Source organism: Bacillus cereus, assembly GCF_002561295.1.
Taxonomy (GTDB): Bacteria; Bacillota; Bacilli; order Bacillales; family Bacillaceae_G; genus Bacillus_A; species Bacillus_A cereus_S.
This window is the reverse complement of sequence record NZ_NTUG01000008.1, coordinates 1-19,264: the sequence shown is the minus strand read 5'-3', so window position 1 is coordinate 19,264 and position 19,264 is coordinate 1. Positions and strand designations below refer to the sequence as shown.

Sequence of the window (19,264 nt, the reverse complement as noted above, 5' to 3'; positions counted from 1 at the left end):
AACCTTTTATATTGTAAGAGGAAAAGAAAATAAAAAAGTGAGGAAAGTATTTTGAAGACGTTATACATCAACTATACTGGCTCAGAAAAGAGAGTTGCCGTCGAAGAAGATCAAGAGATTGTCGAACTTCTATGGAAAAGAAATGAAGCACAAGAAATTGTCGGACATATATACGTTGGACGCGTTGTACGTACACTTGCTGGGATGAACGCAGCTTTCGTAAATATTGGGTTAGAAAAGCATGCATACCTCTCTTATGATGACGTACCGTTATCATACCGGGTACATGAAGGGCAAGCATTACTTGTGCAAGTTGTAAAGGAAGCAATTGATACGAAAGGCCCAAAGCTAACAGCTAACATAGAATTTACCGGGAAATATGTCGTTTATATGCCATATGATGAGATGCGTGCTGTTTCCCGGAAAATAAAAAATTATAAGAAAAGACAAGAATTAATGGATATTCAAGTCGAGGGGACCGGTGGTTTTATTTTTCGATCAGCATGTGAAAAAGGTTCTGTGAGTGAAGTGCAGAGCGAAATGAAATATTTGCAGGAGCTATTTGAAAAATTAAAAAGAAAAGAGGAACAAGGAAAGGCTCCATTACTCCTACACCGTCCTGAGACGTTTTTAGATCGTGTGTTTCAAGAAAATCCAGTTGAATCCATTTCAAAGGTAGTAATAGATTCCCATACTATCTTAAAGGAAGTGGAAGATAAAGTAGGAAGCGATAAGGTTATGCTTCATAATGAAAAAACGTCTATGTTTGACCACTATGGTGTTGAGCGTGAAATTGAAAAAGCATTACAAAAAATCGTGTGGTTACCAAATGGTTCGTATTTAATCATAGAACAAATGGAGACAATGACGGTAATTGATGTGAATACCGGTAAATTTACTGGAAAACAGAATTTGCAAGATACGGTATTACAAACGAATGAAATAGCTGCGGAAGAAATTGCTCGTCAGTTAAGATTACGTGATATTGGTGGGATGATTTTAATTGATTTCATTAATATGAAAAAACGAGAAAATAAAGAGAAGGTAAGAGAGAAACTTATTTTTTCTTTACAAGGAGACCGTACTTATACACGTGTTCTCGGATTTACAGAGCTCGGGATTTTAGAAATGACACGTAAGCGTAAGAAACACTCACTACGTGACGTATTGCTAGAAGATTGTTTACATTGCAAAACGACAGGATATGTCCTTTCAAATGAAACAATTGCATATGAGCTAGAAAGAGAGCTTATTACGTACAAACATGTAGAGGATGAAGCTGTGTTAATTGCAGCGCCAAAAGAAGTACAAAAAATATTTTTACAAAAAGAATTGCCAAAGAATATACCATTTCAAATTTATTTCACAGATGAAAAGGCTGAGAAGTATGCGATTATTCGATTTGGAACGAAGAAAGAAATGTTGAATCGGAAAAATAGTTAGCAGAACATTTATTGACAATCGTCTATGTTTCATGATAACATCTTTATGTTATAGTTTATAGCACCTAAACTGCTATATGCTACAACCGCGCAAGACAGGTTCCAAAAAGGCATTTTATGTCTACCTCGTTTTGGCGAGTCTTAGTAATTATGAGGAGGTGCAAGTATGTACGCAATTATCGAAACAGGTGGAAAACAAATTAAAGTTGAAGCTGGTCAAGAAATCTACATTGAAAAATTAGATGTTGAAGCTGGTGAAACTGTTACTTTTGACAAAGTTCTTTTCGTTGGTGGCGAAAACGTGAAAGTTGGTAGCCCAGTTGTAGAAGGTGCAACAGTTACTGCGAAAGTTGAAAAACAAGGTCGCGCTAAGAAAATCATCGTTTTCAAATACAAAGCGAAAAAGAACAATCGTAAGAAACAAGGTCATCGTCAACCTTACACTAAGCTAGTGATTGAAGCAATCAACGCTTAATTCTGATTAAGATGATTAAAATTACGATAAGTCGCACGAAATTAGGAAGTATCCAATCATTTAAAATGACTGGACATGCCGATTATGCGCCACATGGACAAGACCTTGTTTGTGCTGGAACAACTGCGGTCGTGTTTGGATCTATAAATGCAGTGGAAGTACTTTGTAATGTGCAAGCAACTATTGAACTCGGAAGTGATGGTGGATTCTTAACGTATGAGTTGCCTAATGATTTAGATGCTCATACGATGGAAAAAGCTCAAACGCTTTTAGAAGGATTGGTTGTTTCGCTTAAGACGATCGAACTTGATTACGGAAAGTATATCCGTTTAATAGAAAAAATGCAGGAGGTGTAACGTATGTTAAGATTAGATCTTCAGTTTTTCGCATCTAAGAAAGGTGTAGGTAGTACAAAGAACGGTCGTGACTCTCAGTCAAAACGTCTTGGTGCTAAACGCGCAGATGGTCAAACGGTTTCAGGTGGTTCAATTCTTTACCGTCAACGCGGTACAAAAATTTATCCAGGTGTTAACGTTGGTCGTGGTGGCGATGACACTTTATACGCGAAAGTTGACGGCGTAGTACGCTTCGAGCGTCTTGGCCGTGACCGCAAACAAGTGAGCGTATATCCTGTTGCTCAAGAAGCATAAGAAACTCACGGAAAACTCTAACCTGAGTGCAGGTTAGAGTTTTTCTATATTAAGGAGTATCTGGATGAATAAAAAATGGACAATTATAGACGCATTGCGCCATTCAAGACATGATTGGCTTAATCGTATGCAGATGATTAAAGGAAACCTTTCACTTGGAAGAGTGGAAGAGATTCATGGGCTCATCGATCGTTTTGTCCAAGAAGCGAGACAAGAATCTTATCTGATGGAGCTATCGATGCCTCTATTTTCAGAGTGGATTTTAACATATAATTGGAAACAGCAGCCGTGCTTATTGGAGTACGAAGTATTAGGGAATTTACATAACTTATCTCATTACGATGAAGAAGTATGTACGTGGACGAATGAATTTTTCTCAATGCTTCAGCATAGTTTAGACGTTTATGTTGAAAATTATGTTTGTATCACAATTGAATGTGACGCGGAGAATGCTCGTTTCTTTTTTGATTTTCGTGGCAAGCTAACGAATGTAGAAGAACTACAAACGTGGCTTACAAACCAAAACAATAAATGGTATTCCATTTCTTATACAGTGCGAGATGATGAAGTCTCGGTTATATTACAACCAATCGAAAAAAGTGTGGTGAAATAATGTTTGTAGATCAGGTCAAGATATATGTAAAAGGCGGCGACGGTGGAAACGGAATGGTTGCATATCGTCGTGAGAAGTATGTTCCAAAAGGTGGCCCAGCAGGTGGCGATGGCGGTAAAGGTGCAGACGTTGTTTTCGTTGTTGACGAAGGCTTACGTACATTAATGGATTTCCGTTACCAACGTCATTTCAAAGCTGATCGCGGTCAACATGGGATGAGCAAAGGCCAACATGGCCGTAAATCTGATGATTTAATCGTAAAAGTCCCACCAGGAACAGTAGTAAAAGATGAAAAAACGGGTCAAATTCTTGCAGATTTAGTAACGCATGAGCAATCGGCAGTTATCGCAAGAGGTGGCCGTGGTGGTCGTGGTAACTCACGTTTCGCAACGGCAACAAACCCAGCGCCAGAAATCGCTGAGAACGGGGAACCAGGTCAAGAACGTGATGTCATCCTAGAACTTAAAGTACTAGCAGACGTTGGACTTGTTGGATTCCCAAGTGTAGGTAAATCTACATTATTATCTGTTGTATCATCAGCACGTCCGAAAATTGCAGAATATCACTTTACAACAATCGTTCCAAATCTAGGCGTCGTTGAAACGGGTGATAACCGCAGCTTCGTTATGGCTGACCTTCCTGGATTAATCGAAGGAGCACACGCCGGCGTTGGACTTGGACACCAATTCTTACGCCATATCGAACGTACACGTGTTATCGTGCATGTAATTGATATGTCTGGTTTAGAAGGCCGTGATCCATATGAGGATTATGTAACAATCAATGCTGAATTAAAAGAGTACAATCTGCGTTTAACAGAGCGTCCACAAGTTGTTGTTGCAAACAAAATGGATATGCCGGATGCAGAAGAAAACTTACAAGCGTTTAAAGAGAAAGTAGGAGATGAAGTTCAAATCTTCCCAATCTCTGCAGTAACAAAACAAGGTGTGCGTGATCTATTATTTGAAGTAGCAAACTTAATAGAAACAACACCAGAATTCCCAGTACATGATGTTGTAGACGAATCTGAAGCAAGTGTAATGTACAAATTTGAGACTGAAGGTGTTAAATTTGAAATTACACGTGAAAGCGATGGTACGTTTGTAATCTCTGGTTACGATATTGAGAAAACATTCAAGATGACAGACTTCTCACGTGATGAATCTGTCCGTCGCTTTGCTCGTCAAATGCGCGGAATGGGTATTGATGAAGCGCTTCGTGCACGCGGTGCAAAAGATGGAGATATTGTAAAAATTCTTGAATATGAGTTTGAATTTATCGATTAAGACTGCCAAAATATGGCGGTCTTTTTTTTATTCTGCAAAAGTTTGATTAGTATAGGAAAAAATCCCCATTAATTAAAATTTCAATTTATAATAGAAAAAGGAGTAATTTTAGAAGAATATTTATGGGGAGAAAAACATGTATAAAATATTAATTGTGGAAGATGATGAGAAAATTGCGGGAATATTAGAGGAGCATTTAGAAAGGTATGGATATCAATCATTTAGAGCAAGTGATTTACGTCATATAAAAGATGAGTTCGTAAAAGTAAATCCACATCTCGTGTTACTTGATATTAATTTACCGTATTTTGATGGTTTCTATTGGTGTCGTCAAATTCGTACTGCATCGAATGCACCTATTATTTTTGTTTCTGCAAGAACAGGGGAAATGGATCAAGTAATGGCGATTGAGAATGGTGGAGATGATTATATTACAAAGCCATTCCATTTAGATATCGTAATGGCAAAGGTAAAGAGTGCGCTGCGCCGTGGATACGGTGAATATGCTCTGGTAGCAGAAAGTGATTGTTTAGGTGTGAATGGGCTGTTACTTTTCCCATCGCAACATATAGTAGAGTGGCAGGGACAACAAACTGAACTGACAAAAAATGAATTTTATTTATTAGAGTGTTTAATGAAACAAGCGAATCAATATGTAACGCGTGAAGAACTATTAGAGGCGCTATGGGATGAAGTGGCTTTTGTTGATGATAATACATTAACCGTAAATGTAAAGCGCGTAAGGAAGAAATTAGAGGAGTTAGGCATTAAAAATGCAATTGTAACGAAACGCGGATACGGTTATGCGCTTCTTACAGCGTGGGGCGAAGGGCATGAAGGTTAAACATTACCTCATAGACCGCTTTTCTTTAATTCTATCTTATATTGTAAGCCTTTGTTTATTTGGATTCGTATTGCAGTTGCAAAGTCTTTTAGAAAAAAGATCAATTGATTGGAGTACGTGGTTATATGGACTTTTATTAGGGGTAGTTGTTTTTACTGTATACCTCATTTACGATTACCGAAAACGAAGTGTGTTTTTAAAGAGAATCGAAAAATATGTTGCTGGCGGAAATACATTACATGATTCTTTACTTATTGATACTTCGTATACGGCAGAGCAAGAGATGGTCGTTGAGTCTTTTACGTTGTTAAGGCAACAATATATGAATGAAGTTCATAAACAGCACGCGAAAGAGCAACAGCAAATGATATTTATGAATCAATGGATTCATCAAATGAAAACACCAGTATCTGTTATTGAATTGCTATTGCAGAAATTTGGTAAAGACCATCGAGAAGCAAGAGGAACAGTTGAGAGTATTCGTGAAGAAAATAACCGTATACTTAATGGTTTAGATTTAGCGTTACATATGGCAAGGCTAGAGCAATTTGCAAAAGATTATAAAGTAGAAGTAGTAAATGTTATAGAGGTCCTGCGATGTATTATTAATGAAAATCGAAAATCCTTCATTCAATCGTCTGTATTCCCGAAAGTAATGTTTGAGGAAGATACTTGTATGGTTGCATCTGATAGAAAATGGTTGAACATTGCTATTGGTCAAATTGTTGTAAATGCAATTAAGTATACAAAAATTTCAGAAGCAGAGAAAAAAGAAATTCAATTTCAAATTGAAGAGAAAGATCAAAAGGTGTTATTACATATTAAGGACAATGGCATCGGTATTCCAGAGCAAGATGTAAAGCGTATATTTGATCCGTTCTTTACGGGAATAAACGGCCGTAAAACGAGAGAAGCGACTGGAATGGGTTTATATATTACGAAGGAAATTTGCGATAATTTACATCATGGAATTTACGTTCAATCGGTTGAAGGAGAAGGAACGACCTTTACGTTCCAATTTGCAAAAGATGCAGAATACCATGCATTGATGAGAAAAATGACAAAATTGTAAGATAACAAAACGTTTTGTAAGGGAAATCACTCGTTTCTTTTTCTTATTTTTCTTATAGTAAATGTAAGAAGAAAACACATAGGGGGATTAGAAATGAGTGTTCTTGAAGTAAAAGGGTTAACGAAGGTGTACCAATCGAAAGGTTCAGTAGCGACGACTGCTTTAAATGATATAAATTTTAAAATAGAAGAAGGCGAATTCGTCGGAATTATGGGGCCTTCAGGAAGCGGAAAAACAACGTTGTTAAATTTATTAGCAACAATTGATAAGCAAACTTCAGGACATGTTTATGTGAATGGTGAAGAAATTAGTCAAATGCGTGCTAAAAAACTAGCAGAATTTCGCCGGACGCACTTAGGATTTATATTCCAAGATTTCAACTTGCTGGATACACTATCCATTAAAGAAAATATTATTTTGCCGCTTGTAATGGCAAAACGCTCTGTAAAAGAAATTGATACGAAGGTACTTGAGATTGCAAAATTCTTAAACATTGAAGAAATCTTAAATAAAAAAGTATATGAAGTATCAGGTGGACAGCAGCAACGTGCTGCAGCTGCACGAGCAATCATTCATGAACCAACATTAATTTTAGCAGACGAACCAACGGGGAACTTAGATTCTAAATCTGCAAAATCGTTAATGGGGGCTCTGCAAGATTTACATGAACAAAAGAAAGTGACAATTGCGATGGTAACGCATGATCCAGTAGCAGCGAGTTATTGTGAACGCATTCTCTTTATTCGCGATGGAGAAATTTTCTCGGAAATTCATAAAGGAAAAACAAAACAAGCCTTTTTCCAAGAAATTTTAGACGTACTTGCGATGTTAGGAGGAGAATATCATGAACTTTCGCCAGCTCGCGCTTAATAATGTAAAAGGAAATTGGCGTAATTACAAAGCATTCCTGATTAGTAGTTGTTTATCGATTGTCGTATTTTTCATGTATGCTTCCTTCATTTATCATCCAGATGTCGTAAGCGGTAATATTAGTATGAAAACGATGATTACAGAAGGATTAAAATCAATGAATTATATTGTAGTCATTTTCTCAGCACTCTTTATTTTATATGCAAATTCAACATTTTTACGAGCAAGAAAAAAAGAGTTTGGCTTATTAACATTAATAGGTGGAACGAAGTCTCAACTTGGCAGAATGATTATATTAGAGCAACTCATGTTAGGAAGTATTGCAATTGTAGTAGGTATCGGGCTTGGAATGCTTTGCTCAAAATTATTTTTCCAAGCACTCAGTGTATTACTAAAAATTGATAAAACACTGCCGCTTGTGTGGAATAGTAAAGCAGTTTTTATTACAGCTGGCATATATTTCATCCTCTTTTTAATCCTATCATTGTTTAGTGTTTGGACAGTAGGACGTTTACAAATTATTGATTTATTAAGAGAAGCAAGAAAACAAAAAGTAGAGCCTTTTGCATTTACGTGGTTATGTGTAGCGGGAATAGGATGTATTATTGCTGCATATGTCCTTTGTTTCCAAGTGACGCTTATGAATTTCCTTATGTACTTCTTGCCGATTGTAGGACTAACAGTTGGAGGAACATATTTACTATTTACACAAGGTAGTACAGTTGTATTAAAAGCGTTACAAAGACGAAAAAAATCATTCTATACATATCCAAATATGTTTGTACTTAGCAATTTGATTTATAAAATGAAAGATAATGCTCGTTTTCTTTTCGTTATTTCTATTATTACGGCTGTTGTTTCTTCAGCCGCTGGGACGCTTTACGTATTCTTTCAAGATATGAGCTATAAAACAGTAGCAAGTACTCCTCATGCAATTTCATATGAGGAAAAAGGGGTAAATACGCATAATGTCATTAGTGACGAGAAAATGCAAACAACTTTGAAAAAACACGGGTTTGAAGACGCAAGAAAAGTAACATATGTAAAACTTCCTGGAAAGCAAAAACTAGTGATGTTTAATGGTGAGCATGAGATGCCTTTAGGGGTTATTTCAGAAAAGGAATATAACGCCGAAGCACGCAAGCAAAAGAAAGAGGAAGTCCATAATGCACCGGGAAGTGCAACGATGGTTTTAATTGATATGATGAATGATTTTGTGAAGGTAGATCGTACAAAACCGTTTGAGTTTACGCTGAATGGGCAAAAACAATCTATTAAGCTAAATGACCCAACTTCGCAATCTGTTTTTAATGATGAAGGGTATCTCATTGTGAATGATGAAGATTTTGTAAAATATGAAAAGCTGGTACCAGATGAAGAAAAGACGAAATATTACGGATATTATATTGAGGACTGGAAAGGAACAGAGGACCTCGTAGTAGACCTGAAACAAGGAATTGCTCAAGAACAACAACAGAATTTCCAAAATTCAGTTCTTACGTATAAATCGATAAAGGAACAAGGAGCAATTACGATGTTTATCGGTTTCTTCGTAGCAGTACTGTTCTTCTTCTTCGCTTGTAGCATGACATACTTTAAATGGTTTAACGATAAAGAACAAGATCGAATTCAATTTAAGTCATTAAAGCGAATCGGTATGACAGATAAAGAAATTCGTAAAATTGCAATTCGTCAAATGGGAGTTATCTTCTTTATCCCGATTCTCATTGGTGCGATCCATAGTGGATTTGCTCTTCATACATTAGGGAAAATGCTTTACTTGGATTTATGGAAATCAGGCGCGATTGTAATTGGATCTTATATGTTAGCTTCAGCAATTTATTTTGCGATTGCACAAAGAGGATATTTAAAACACGTAAAAAGCTAGGGAAGCCTCTAGCTTTTTACGTGTGTAACGAGTTACAGGGAGGATGCAGATGAATATTAGACAGCTAGCGATACAAAATATAAAGGGAAATTGGCGTAATTATAAAGTGTTTTTCTTAAGTAGCTGTTTTGCAATATTTGCCTCTTATGCATACATGTCTGTCATTGTACATCCGTATATGCAAGAGACGATGTGGTATCAAAATGTACGCTGGGGACTTATCGTATGTAACGTTATAATTATTTCTTTTTTCGTCATATTTATTTTGTATTCTACCTCTATTTTCATAGAAGCACGTAAGAAAGAATTAGGATTATATATGTTAATGGGAGCGACGAAATCTAACGTAATAGGAGTGATTATGACCGAGCAAATATTGATAGGGATTTTTGCTAATATTTTCGGTATTGGGCTTGGTATGATCTTTTTAAAACTCTTTTTTATGGTGTTTAGTATGTTGCTTCGTCTTCCGAAGGAACTCCCTGTCCTATTTGACGTGAAAGCGATTGGTGTAACGTTTGTTACATATATGGTCGTATTTATTGTCTTATCTTTTATAAGTGCTTTACGTATATGGAATATAAAAATTATTCGGTTATTAAAAGAGTTTCGCACAGATAAAAGAGAGAAGAAAACATCAAAGTGGCTTTGCTTATTCGGTTTTGCTTGTTTAGGAACGGGTTATGCGTTAGCCCTACAAGTGACGATGCCAACGATAGCATTATACTTTTTCCCTGTGTCTATACTTATCTTTTTTGGAACGTACTTTTCTTTTACACATGGCATCGTCCAATTGTTAGAAGTGATAAAACGAAATAAAAAGATTATGTATACATATCCGTATTTATTTATAGTGAATCAATTGTCACATCGAATGAAGGAAAATGGTCGCTTTTTCTTTATGCTTTCTATGGCAACGACGTTTGTAGTTACAGCGACAGGTGCGGTATTCTTATATTTTTCTAGCATGCAAGATATGTGGCGAGATGGAGGAGTACACTCTTTTTCGTACATAGAAAAAGGTGTTTCTTCTCATGAAATCTTTGAGGAGGGTACGGTTGAAAAGTTACTGCATCAATATGGCTATGACGATTTTCAATATATGAGTTTTGTTGGAGTGTATGCATCTTTTCAGTCCAATAAGGGAGAAACAGAAGTGGCACCGCTTATAAAAGAAAGTGAATACAATCAAGAGGCAAGACAACAAAAACAGAAAACGTATCATCCTAAAAAAGGAACAGTTACACTTGTTTATGATAATAAACGTAATCATCCGAATGTATATGATCAAAAAGAGATTCAATTACAAGTAATGAATCAAACACATCAATTCACATTTAACGCTCAGAAAGAAGGAGTACAATTTAACTATCATCCTTCGTACATTAATGGTCTGTTTTTCGTCATGAATGATGAAGATTTTGACAGTATTGCACATAAAATGCCGGATTCTGAAAAAATGATATATAGAGGCTACATGTTACCAAATATCGAAAATACGAAGGAATTAAATGCAGATTTACGGAAACATATGAAACAAGATACAAATGATGCATTTCGAAGTAATATGGAGTTATATGTAAATATGAAAGAGTTCGGCGATCTTACTCTATTTGTAGGCTCATTCATTAGTATATTATTCTTCCTTACTTCGTGTAGCATCGTATATTTTAAATGGTTTCATAATATTGCATCGGATCGAAAGCAGTACGGGGCACTCTCCAAACTTGGGATGACGAAGGGAGAAGTGTGGAAGATTTCTCGATGGCAATTATGTATGCTATTTTTTGCGCCAATTATAGTGGGGAGTATGCATAGTGCAGTTGCGTTATATACGTTTCATAATACTGTCTTTATGGATGGATCATTAAGAAAAGTGGGCTTGTTTATTCTGTTTTATATCGCTGCATGCATCATTTATTTCTTCTTCGCTCAAAGAGAATATAGGAAACATTTAGACTAGCGAATGCTAGTCTTTTTTTAAATATTCGAAATTTACATAGAAGAATATTAAAAAGTATGGTATAACAGTAAGAAAATGAAAAAGAGGGGAAAAGACGATGATTCGAGTTGGATATTTAGGACCGGAAGCAACATTTACAAATATGGCGGTGAGTCGTTTTTTTCCGGAAGCAGAGCATGTACCCTATCGTACGATTCCAGATTGTATAGATGCTGCAGCAAATGGAAATGTAGATTTTGCAGTTGTACCGTTAGAGAATGCAATTGAGGGTTCTGTCAATATTACTGTTGATTATCTTGTGCATGAGCAGCCGCTCTTCATTGTAGGAGAAATTACAGTGCCTATTCAGCAACATTTACTTGTACATCCAGATCATGAAGAAAATTGGAAAGAGGTATACGCAGTGCATTCTCATCCACATGCGATTGCACAGTGCCATAAGTTTTTAAATGGGGAATTAAAGGGTGTAACAGTTCGTGATATGACATCCACAAGCGCAGCGGCGCAGTATGTAAAGGAACATCCAAAAGAGAGAGTTGCAGCAATTGCAAATGAAGCGGCAGCGGAAAAATATGATTTAGCAGTTGTACAGCGTAATATTCATACGCATAAAAATAATCATACGCGTTTCCTCGTGCTACATAAAAAGAAACAAGCGATACGATCGAACAATGGTGAAAACCGTGGAGAGAAAACGACGCTTATGATAACGTTGCCTGCTGACTATGCAGGAGCGCTTTATCAAGTGTTATCAGCTTTCGCATGGAGAAAATTAAATTTATCAAAAATTGAATCTCGTCCGATGAAAACCGGTCTTGGCAATTACTTTTTCTTAATTGATGTTGATAAGGGATATGATGATGTGTTATTGCCAGGGGTAACGATGGAGCTTGAAGCGCTTGGCTTTTCTGTTACGGTGCTAGGAAGTTATTCTTCGTATTGGTTGTAACCATAAAAAATCCCACCAGATGATAAGGTGGGATTTTTTATGTTATTTCAATTTCGCTAAGCGGTCTGTTAACTGCTCACGCCAAACTTCTGCCAGTTCTGGAACAGCAAGGATTTTCTCCATCGCCTCTTTATCTTTCCGTCTATGAAAATATACTTCGTTAGAAAATAGAATAGAAACTTGACTTGGATGGTGTTCTAGTAGTTGAATTGTTGAGTCTTTGCGAACAATACCTTCTTGAAGAACACGGCATAAATAGCCGGTATAACCGGTTTCTACAATGCGAGGTAAAATGCTAGGGATGCCGACTCTTTTTGAGATGGTACTACATGGTACTCGGCCTTGTGTAATTTGGATGATCGCCTCTCCTAATTGATATGTATCACCGATGCAAACATCATGTTCTAACATATTTGTTACGGTGATGTTTTCACCAAATGTGGAAGGGGGAAGCACTGTTTGAAATTCTTGCTCCCATAGTGCGTAATGTTCATGTGGGTAGACACAAACAGCGCGATCAGGCCCGCCATGGAACCTTAAGTCAGCTACACCATCTCCGCGAAATCCATCTTTTGATAGAAAAGCTTCTTCTGTAAGCTCTTTACAGATGCCCGTTGTCATTTCTTTATTTTCACCGTATTGCATTTGTTTCGGTTTACCGATGCTAAAGTGAACGAGTTTAATCCCCATATGTTATCCCCCTTATAATTGATTTCAATATTATATCATTTCATAGGAAAAAGCACAGAGAGTAATGGTAATCTTTGTGCTTTCTACTTATTCATTTACGGCCGGTGAGGGATGATTTGTATCAATAAACAAGAAATCCAGCGCGGTCTAGCGCTTCGCAAGCAGCGTTTAATTTTTCAATAGAATCTGCTTCGATTGTATGTAAGTGAATCCCATCAGTTAATTGAGATAGATAAGATGCCTTCGTATCTTCGATTTTTTGTAAATATTGTTCAACATCAAAGCGGTTGCTCACCATAATCGAAGCTGTTAAATCTCCATATACAGGATGCTCTACCTTCACATCTTTAATGGTAACTCCGTGATCGACAAGCATTGTTAGTTCTTGACGGACTTCATTTGGTTTATGTTGACAGACGATAACACGTTCAAAGGCTTGTTGTTTTGCTTGTGGTTTTAAATATAAATATCCTTGTGCAGTTGCAATAATTGGCTCATTTCGTGCTTTTAGTAAGGAAATATCTTGTACGATGACTTGTCTGCTGACGTTTGTTTTTTTAGATAATTCACTCCCTGATAAAGGCTCATTAGCTGCAAGGAGCCATTGTAGGATAAGTTGTCTTCTTTCTTCTCCTAAAATTTTTTTTCGATCATTTTGTTTCATTATCATTTAACACCTCTATAAAATTGATTTCCAATTGTTTGTAGTGCATGAATAGTTGTATCAATATGGTCTTTCGTTGTGTGACGTCCAAATGAAAAGCGGACGTACTGTTTTGCCTCTTCATACGTTTTTCCAATTGCAAGCATTGTTTTTGAAGGTTCTTGTTTGCCGACTTGACATGCACTTCCTGTTGAAATAGCGATGCCATGGCGATTACATTCTAACATTGTGTACTGACCTTCTATTCCCTTTATTGTAACCCCAATAATATGAGGTAAACAAGAAGTAGAATGTCCTTCTACTTGAATTTCAAGAGGAATTGCTTGTAATTGTTCCATAAAATAAGATCGTAATTGTTTAAAATGAGTTCTTTCTTCTTCTCGGTCATCTAATATATGTTCTGCCGCTGTTAGAAAGGAAGCAATGCCAGGAACGTTAACGGTACCTGGGCGAAATCCTTTTTCGTGTGATGTCCCTGGGAAGACTTGTTCCCAGCGTACTTGCGGGTTGATATAGCAAGCACCTACACCTTTTGGTCCATAAATTTTATGTGCAGAAACAGAAAGACTATCAATTTGCATCTCTGTTACATCAATTGGGAGTTTACCAAATGTTTGTACACAATCTGTATGGAATAAAATATGGTGCTGTTTGAGTAGTGCTCCGATTTCTGAGATCGGTTGAATGGTTCCAATTTCAGAGTTTCCGTGTTGAATACTTGCTAAAACGGTATCGTCTGTAATAGCCGATTCTAATGCTTTTAGGTCAATAAGCCCATATGAATCAACAGGGATTTCGGTAATTGTGTAACCTCGATGTACTAGAGATTGAAAGTAGCTGCGAATGGATGCGTGTTCCATCGGTGTTGTAAGAATATGTTTGCCGCTTTTAGCATTTAAGAGCGATTGGATTGCAAGATAATTAGATTCGGAACCGCCGCTTGTGAAAAATACGCCCTGTTCTTTTCCGCTAATCATTTGTGCAAGTGATGCCCTGCAAACTTGTAGTAAAGATGAAGCTGATCCCCCAATATCGTGTAAGCTTTGTTCATTACCGAAGTATTGCTGTGCTGCTTTCGTATATGTGTCAATTGCTTCTTTGCTCATCGGTGTTGTAGCCGCATAGTCAAGATATATCATAATGTGTAGTCTCCTCTATATTAGAGTTACATTCGTTTTTTAATGTAAATGAAAAACCTTTTTTAGATGGGATAGAGCATCCAGCCATGCATGGAAGCGGTCAGATTCTCTTCCTGCCCCATGCCAAGTAAAAACAGAGAGAGAAAATGAGTGGAAGCCTCTTTTTCTTCTTCATAGCAGTGATTTATCCTACATTAAGGGGCGAAACCCCGACTGATTAAAGTTGCACTTTATATAGCGTGAGAAATTCGTAAAACTATTACTTTCTAAAAAACTCTTGTCATTATTTTAAAACTATGTAAATATAGGTGTCAAGACAGTTGAAAAGTGTAAACTAGGGGGCAATGATTATGCCAAGTGCAGATGTCTTAATTATCGGAAGCGGTGTCGCAGCGCTGAGTGTTGCGAAAGAGATTTGTCACGAAAAGAATGTGATGATTATCACAAAAAAGTCAAAACGAAATAATAATACTCATTTAGCGCAGGGCGGTATTGCAGCAGCTGTAGCTACATACGACAACGCAAATGATCATTATGAAGATACGCTAGCCGCTGGCTGTAGCTATAACAACGAAGAAGCGGTTCGATATTTAGTTGAAGAGGGGCCAAACGAGATTCATAAGCTCGTTGCAAATGGGATGAAATTTGATGGAGATGAAAAAGGACTCCATCTTGGAAAAGAAGGTGCGCATCGAAAACGACGTATTTTACATGCCGGGGGAGATGCAACAGGAAAAAACTTATTAGAGCATTTGATTCAGGAAGTCATCCCTTACGTTACAGTAGTGGAACAAGAAATGGTGCTCGATTTAATAATAGAAAATCAAACATGTTACGGTGTTTTGACTCGTGATAGTGAAGGAAATATACAACGTTATTATGCTGAACATACTGTATTAGCGACAGGTGGTATTGGTGGCGTATATGCATTTACGTCTAACGATGAAACGATAACAGGTGACGGACTAGCAGTTGTGTACCGAGCTGGTGGAGAGCTTGTTGATTTAGAATTCATTCAGTTTCATCCAACGATGCTTTATGTAGATGGACGGTGCTGCGGGTTGGTTTCAGAAGCAGTACGAGGTGAAGGAGCTGTTCTGTTAAATGAAAAAGGACAGCGTTTTATGCTGGACGTACATCCCCAACATGATCTTGCGCCGCGTGATGTAGTGGCGCGTGCGATTCATGAACAGCTTCTTGCAGGTGAAAGTGTGTATGTAGACATTTCTTCTATTCAACACTTTGAAGAGAAATTTCCTACTGTATCAGCATTATGCAAAAAGAATGGTATAGATGTAAAACAAAATCGAATTCCAGTTGTACCGGGTGCTCATTTTCATATGGGTGGGGTAAAAACAAATTGTGATGGAGAAACATCTATTCCGCATTTATATGCGGTAGGTGAAGTGGCTTGTAACGGTGTTCACGGTGCAAATCGATTAGCAAGTAATTCGCTGTTAGAAGGGCTTGTGTTTGGAAGACGAATTGGGGCGCATATTTTATCTCATCCAGTTCAAAGAAAAGAAAATAAATATGAAAGAGTGGATGAAGTATTTACGCAGACGCAATTACCAAGGAAAAAAGAGATACGAGAACAGATGATGAAATACGTAGGAATTGTACGAACAGAAACGAGTTTATTGTGTGCAAAGAAATGGTTTGAACAGTATGATGTGCAAAGCATTCAACTGCAATATAGGGATTTTACAAATGAAGATATAACAATTATGAATATGTTAACGGTCTGCCAGCTCATTATCGAAGCGGCATTGCAAAGAAAAGAGAGTATAGGTGGTCATTATCGTGGTGATTACCCAAGACGAAATAAAATGACGAAAGAAATTGTTTTTGCTAATAAAAAATTACAGCTTGTGTAATGGGGAGAAGAGGAATCTTATGAACGCGTTAAAGGTAAGAAAAGCATTAGAGAGTTTTTTTCTAGAAGACATTGGGGAAAGAGATGTAACATCGCAACTTATTTTTCCTGATAATTTACAAGCAAAAGGAACATTTCTTGTGAAAGATACAGGTGTGTTTGCGGGGACAGATGTAATTGAGCAAGGATTTCGATTAATAGATGATAGAATTCAAATTTCATTTTATAAAAAAGATGGAGATTTTGTAGAAAAAGGCGATACATTAGCAACTGTACAAGGTCCGATTGCTTCTTTATTAACAGCAGAACGTGTTATTTTAAATGTCATTCAAAGAATGAGTGGTATAGCAACGATGACGCAACGAGCAGTTCGGGCGTTAGAAAGTGACCATACACGTATTTGTGATACGAGAAAAACAATGCCAGGGCTTCGCATGTTTGATAAATATGCAGTTGTTTGCGGAGGTGGGTATAATCATCGCTTCGGTTTATATGACGGTGTCATGATTAAAGATAATCATATTGCTTTTGCAGGGTCTATTACAAATGCAGTCACATCTGTAAAAGAAAAACTTGGACATATGGTGAAGGTGGAAGTGGAGACAGAGACAGAAGAACAAGTTCGAGAAGCGGTAGCTGCGGGAGCAGACATTATTATGTTTGACAATCGTACACCGGAAGAAGTGCGTGAGTTTTCTAAAATTGTTCCAAGTGCAATTGTAACAGAGGCATCAGGTGGTATTACGATTGAAAACTTATCTGAGTACGGTAAAACAGGGGTGGATTACATTTCGCTCGGATTATTAACACATTCTACAGGAGCATTAGATATTAGCTTTAATATTGAAGTTTAAAGCGATAGGGTTAGAGGGGGAGATTCTTAATGAGTATTTTAGAGAAGGTTCAGCCAATTGAAATGATGTTACCAGAGCGTTATCAAACCATGTCAGTGCAAGAGATGGAAGAGCGCGTTCGTGAAATTAAAGAAAAATTAGGGGAATCGTTATTTATCCCTGGTCATCATTATCAAAAGGATGAAGTCGTTCAATTTTCAGATGCTGCAGGGGATTCATTGCAACTTGCCCAAGTAGCGGCTAGTAATAAAGCTGCAAAATATATCGTATTTTGTGGTGTGCATTTTATGGCTGAAACAGCAGATATGCTCACGACAGATGAACAGGTTGTTATTTTACCGGATATGCGTGCCGGTTGTTCCATGGCGGATATGGCAGATATTGAACAAACAGAGCGAGCTTGGAAAGAACTGACGCGGTTATTTGGAGATACGATGATTCCATTGACATATGTCAATTCTACAGCAGCTATTAAAGCATTTTGTGGTAGGAATGGTGGTGCAACAGTAACGTCTTCTAATGCTAAAAAGATGGTATCTTGGGCATTTACGCAGAAGGAGCGTCTTGTCTTTTTGCCAGATCAACATTTAGGCAGAAATACAGCGTATGACTTAGGAATTCCATTAGATAAAATGGCGGTTTGGGATCCACATACAGATTCATTAGAATACGATGGGGATGTAGAAGATGTAAAGGTAATTTTATGGAAAGGGCATTGTTCGGTGCATCAAAATTTTACTGTCAAAAACATTGAAAGCGTGCGGGAAAATCATCCCGATATGAATATTATTGTCCATCCAGAATGCTGCTATGAGGTAGTAGCAGCTTCTGACTATGCGGGATCAACAAAATATATTATTGATATGATTGAACAAGCGCCATCTGGAAGTAAGTGGGCAATTGGTACAGAGATGAACTTAGTCAATCGAATTATTCATCAGCACCCAGATAAGGAAATTATTTCATTAAATCCTTTTATGTGTCCTTGTTTAACGATGAATCGTATTGATTTACCACATTTATTATGGGCGCTAGAAACGATAGAACGCGGAGAAGAAATCAATGTTATTCAAGTAGACAAACAGGTGACAAAAGAAGCAGTTCTTGCTTTAAATCGTATGTTAGAGCGTGTGTAAAAGCGACGGGTTTCCGTCGCTTTTTTATTAAACATAATTAGCAAATTGCAGTCATACATTGTGTTGAGGGAATCATTGTATTTTTCATATTCGTGTAATATTGCGTATGACTAGAGGAGAAGAACAGCAGTGTTAAACTATAGAGAACCGCTTCATTTTATATTATTTTTGTTTTACAGGAGGGGGAAAATTTGAAAATTCATATCGTGCAAAAAGGGGATACCCTTTGGAAAATTGCGAAAAAATACGGAGTAGATTTTGAAACGTTAAAAAAGGCGAACACACAACTTAGTAATCCCGATCTGATTATGCCAGGCATGAAAATAAAGGTGCCATCTAGCAGTGTGCATGTGAAAAAAAATAAGGGGGTTGGTTCAGTCCCTCCAAAAGAATATGTAAAAGAGGTTCAACAAAAAGAATTTGCAGCGACACCTACGCCGCTTGGAATAGAAGATGAAGAAGAGGCTCCTTATCAAACTGCACCAATTACACAACAACCTGCTATGCAGCAAACACAAAAAGAAATGCAAATAAAGCCGCAAAAAGAAATGCCAATTCAGAAAGAAGTACCAATACAAAAAGAAAAACCAATTCAAAAAGAGGTGCCTATTCAAAAGCCTCCTGTCGTTGAAAAGCCAGCTGTAATTGAAAAGCCGCCAGTTGTAGAAAAAGTAGAGAAACCTGCGGGAAAAGAAAGTACAAAGTTTTCAGTGAATATATTACCGCAGCCGCCCCAGCCACCAATTAAACCTAAAAAGGATTATAAAATTTCGGATGTAATTAAAAAAGGAAGCGAGTTAATTGCTCCGCAAATTAATAAGATGAAACCGAACAACATCGTATCACCACAAAC

At 37.2% G+C, this 19,264-nt stretch carries 19 protein-coding genes and 1 other annotated feature; of the genes, 16 read left to right on the top strand and 3 right to left on the bottom strand.

Annotated elements, in window-relative coordinates:
• The first annotated feature begins 51 nt into the window (after positions 1-51).
• The 12 genes from CN373_RS06850 to pheA all read left to right on the top strand — a co-directional run bounded on the left by CN373_RS06850 (position 52) and on the right by pheA (position 12,052).
• Positions 52-1,443 (top strand): Rne/Rng family ribonuclease, encoded by a 1,392-nt coding sequence (locus CN373_RS06850; protein WP_000855421.1) that lies wholly within the window; start codon positions 52-54, stop codon positions 1,441-1,443.
• A gap of 73 nt (positions 1,444-1,516) precedes the next feature.
• Positions 1,517-1,594, top strand: a sequence feature (ribosomal protein L21 leader region).
• Positions 1,595-1,608: 14 nt separating this feature from the next.
• Positions 1,609-1,917, top strand: coding sequence for a 50S ribosomal protein L21 (gene rplU, locus CN373_RS06845; RefSeq protein WP_000270909.1), 309 nt, complete (start codon positions 1,609-1,611; stop codon positions 1,915-1,917).
• A gap of 11 nt (positions 1,918-1,928) precedes the next feature.
• Complete coding sequence (locus CN373_RS06840; protein WP_002057922.1) at positions 1,929-2,273, top strand: ribosomal-processing cysteine protease Prp; 345 nt, start codon at positions 1,929-1,931, stop codon at positions 2,271-2,273.
• Positions 2,274-2,276: 3 nt separating this feature from the next.
• A complete protein-coding gene (gene rpmA / locus CN373_RS06835) occupies positions 2,277-2,567 on the top strand; it encodes a 50S ribosomal protein L27 (protein WP_000944957.1) in 291 nt (96 codons plus the stop codon).
• Between the two features lie 64 nt (positions 2,568-2,631).
• Complete coding sequence (locus CN373_RS06830) at positions 2,632-3,180, top strand: Spo0B C-terminal domain-containing protein (protein ID WP_001037002.1); 549 nt, start codon at positions 2,632-2,634, stop codon at positions 3,178-3,180.
• The gene (gene obgE, locus CN373_RS06825; protein ID WP_098358983.1) at positions 3,180-4,466 is read left to right on the top strand and encodes a GTPase ObgE; all 1,287 of its coding nucleotides are present in this window, start codon (positions 3,180-3,182) and stop codon (positions 4,464-4,466) included. The genes CN373_RS06830 and obgE overlap by 1 nt, the downstream gene beginning before the upstream one ends.
• A gap of 136 nt (positions 4,467-4,602) precedes the next feature.
• Positions 4,603-5,310: a response regulator transcription factor gene (locus tag CN373_RS06820; RefSeq protein ID WP_000276714.1), complete on the top strand. Its 708-nt coding sequence runs from the start codon at positions 4,603-4,605 to the stop codon at positions 5,308-5,310.
• A complete protein-coding gene (locus tag CN373_RS06815) occupies positions 5,300-6,382 on the top strand; it encodes a HAMP domain-containing histidine kinase (RefSeq protein WP_098358982.1) in 1,083 nt (360 codons plus the stop codon). The genes CN373_RS06820 and CN373_RS06815 overlap by 11 nt, the downstream gene beginning before the upstream one ends.
• A 93-nt stretch (positions 6,383-6,475) precedes the next feature.
• A complete protein-coding gene (locus tag CN373_RS06810; protein WP_000114536.1) occupies positions 6,476-7,252 on the top strand; it encodes an ABC transporter ATP-binding protein in 777 nt (258 codons plus the stop codon).
• Positions 7,227-9,140, top strand: a complete 1,914-nt coding sequence (locus tag CN373_RS06805; RefSeq protein WP_001011388.1) for an ABC transporter permease — start codon at positions 7,227-7,229, stop codon at positions 9,138-9,140. The genes CN373_RS06810 and CN373_RS06805 overlap by 26 nt, the downstream gene beginning before the upstream one ends.
• A gap of 49 nt (positions 9,141-9,189) precedes the next feature.
• A complete protein-coding gene (locus tag CN373_RS06800; protein WP_098358981.1) occupies positions 9,190-11,103 on the top strand; it encodes an ABC transporter permease in 1,914 nt (637 codons plus the stop codon).
• Between the two features lie 97 nt (positions 11,104-11,200).
• The gene (pheA, locus tag CN373_RS06795; RefSeq protein ID WP_000621714.1) at positions 11,201-12,052 is read left to right on the top strand and encodes a prephenate dehydratase; all 852 of its coding nucleotides are present in this window, start codon (positions 11,201-11,203) and stop codon (positions 12,050-12,052) included.
• A gap of 42 nt (positions 12,053-12,094) precedes the next feature.
• On the opposite strand, the gene CN373_RS06790 is transcribed toward pheA, so the two are convergent.
• The 3 genes from CN373_RS06790 to CN373_RS06780 form a co-directional block, all read right to left on the bottom strand.
• Positions 12,095-12,742: an MOSC domain-containing protein gene (locus tag CN373_RS06790; RefSeq protein WP_098358980.1), complete on the bottom strand. Its 648-nt coding sequence runs from the start codon at positions 12,740-12,742 to the stop codon at positions 12,095-12,097.
• Positions 12,743-12,863: 121 nt separating this feature from the next.
• Positions 12,864-13,406, bottom strand: a complete 543-nt coding sequence (locus tag CN373_RS06785; RefSeq protein ID WP_002057884.1) for a transcription repressor NadR — start codon at positions 13,404-13,406, stop codon at positions 12,864-12,866.
• Between the two features lie 2 nt (positions 13,407-13,408).
• Positions 13,409-14,548 carry an IscS subfamily cysteine desulfurase gene (locus CN373_RS06780; RefSeq protein WP_098358979.1) on the bottom strand — a complete coding sequence of 380 codons (1,140 nt, stop codon included), beginning with the start codon at positions 14,546-14,548 and terminating at the stop codon, positions 13,409-13,411.
• A 347-nt stretch (positions 14,549-14,895) separates the two neighbouring features.
• Between CN373_RS06780 and nadB the strand changes: the two genes are divergently transcribed.
• The 4 genes from nadB to safA all read left to right on the top strand — a co-directional run.
• A complete protein-coding gene (nadB, locus tag CN373_RS06775; RefSeq protein WP_001138573.1) occupies positions 14,896-16,422 on the top strand; it encodes an L-aspartate oxidase in 1,527 nt (508 codons plus the stop codon).
• Positions 16,423-16,441: 19 nt separating this feature from the next.
• Entirely contained in the window at positions 16,442-17,275 is an 834-nt protein-coding gene (gene nadC / locus CN373_RS06770) for a carboxylating nicotinate-nucleotide diphosphorylase (RefSeq protein WP_098358978.1), read from the top strand.
• A 29-nt stretch (positions 17,276-17,304) separates the two neighbouring features.
• Positions 17,305-18,411, top strand: coding sequence for a quinolinate synthase NadA (gene nadA, locus CN373_RS06765; RefSeq protein WP_000025281.1), 1,107 nt, complete (start codon positions 17,305-17,307; stop codon positions 18,409-18,411).
• 191 nt (positions 18,412-18,602) lie between these two features.
• Positions 18,603-19,264, top strand: a 662-nt coding sequence (gene safA, locus CN373_RS06760) for a SafA/ExsA family spore coat assembly protein (RefSeq protein WP_133116033.1), incomplete at its 3' end; no start/stop codon positions are given.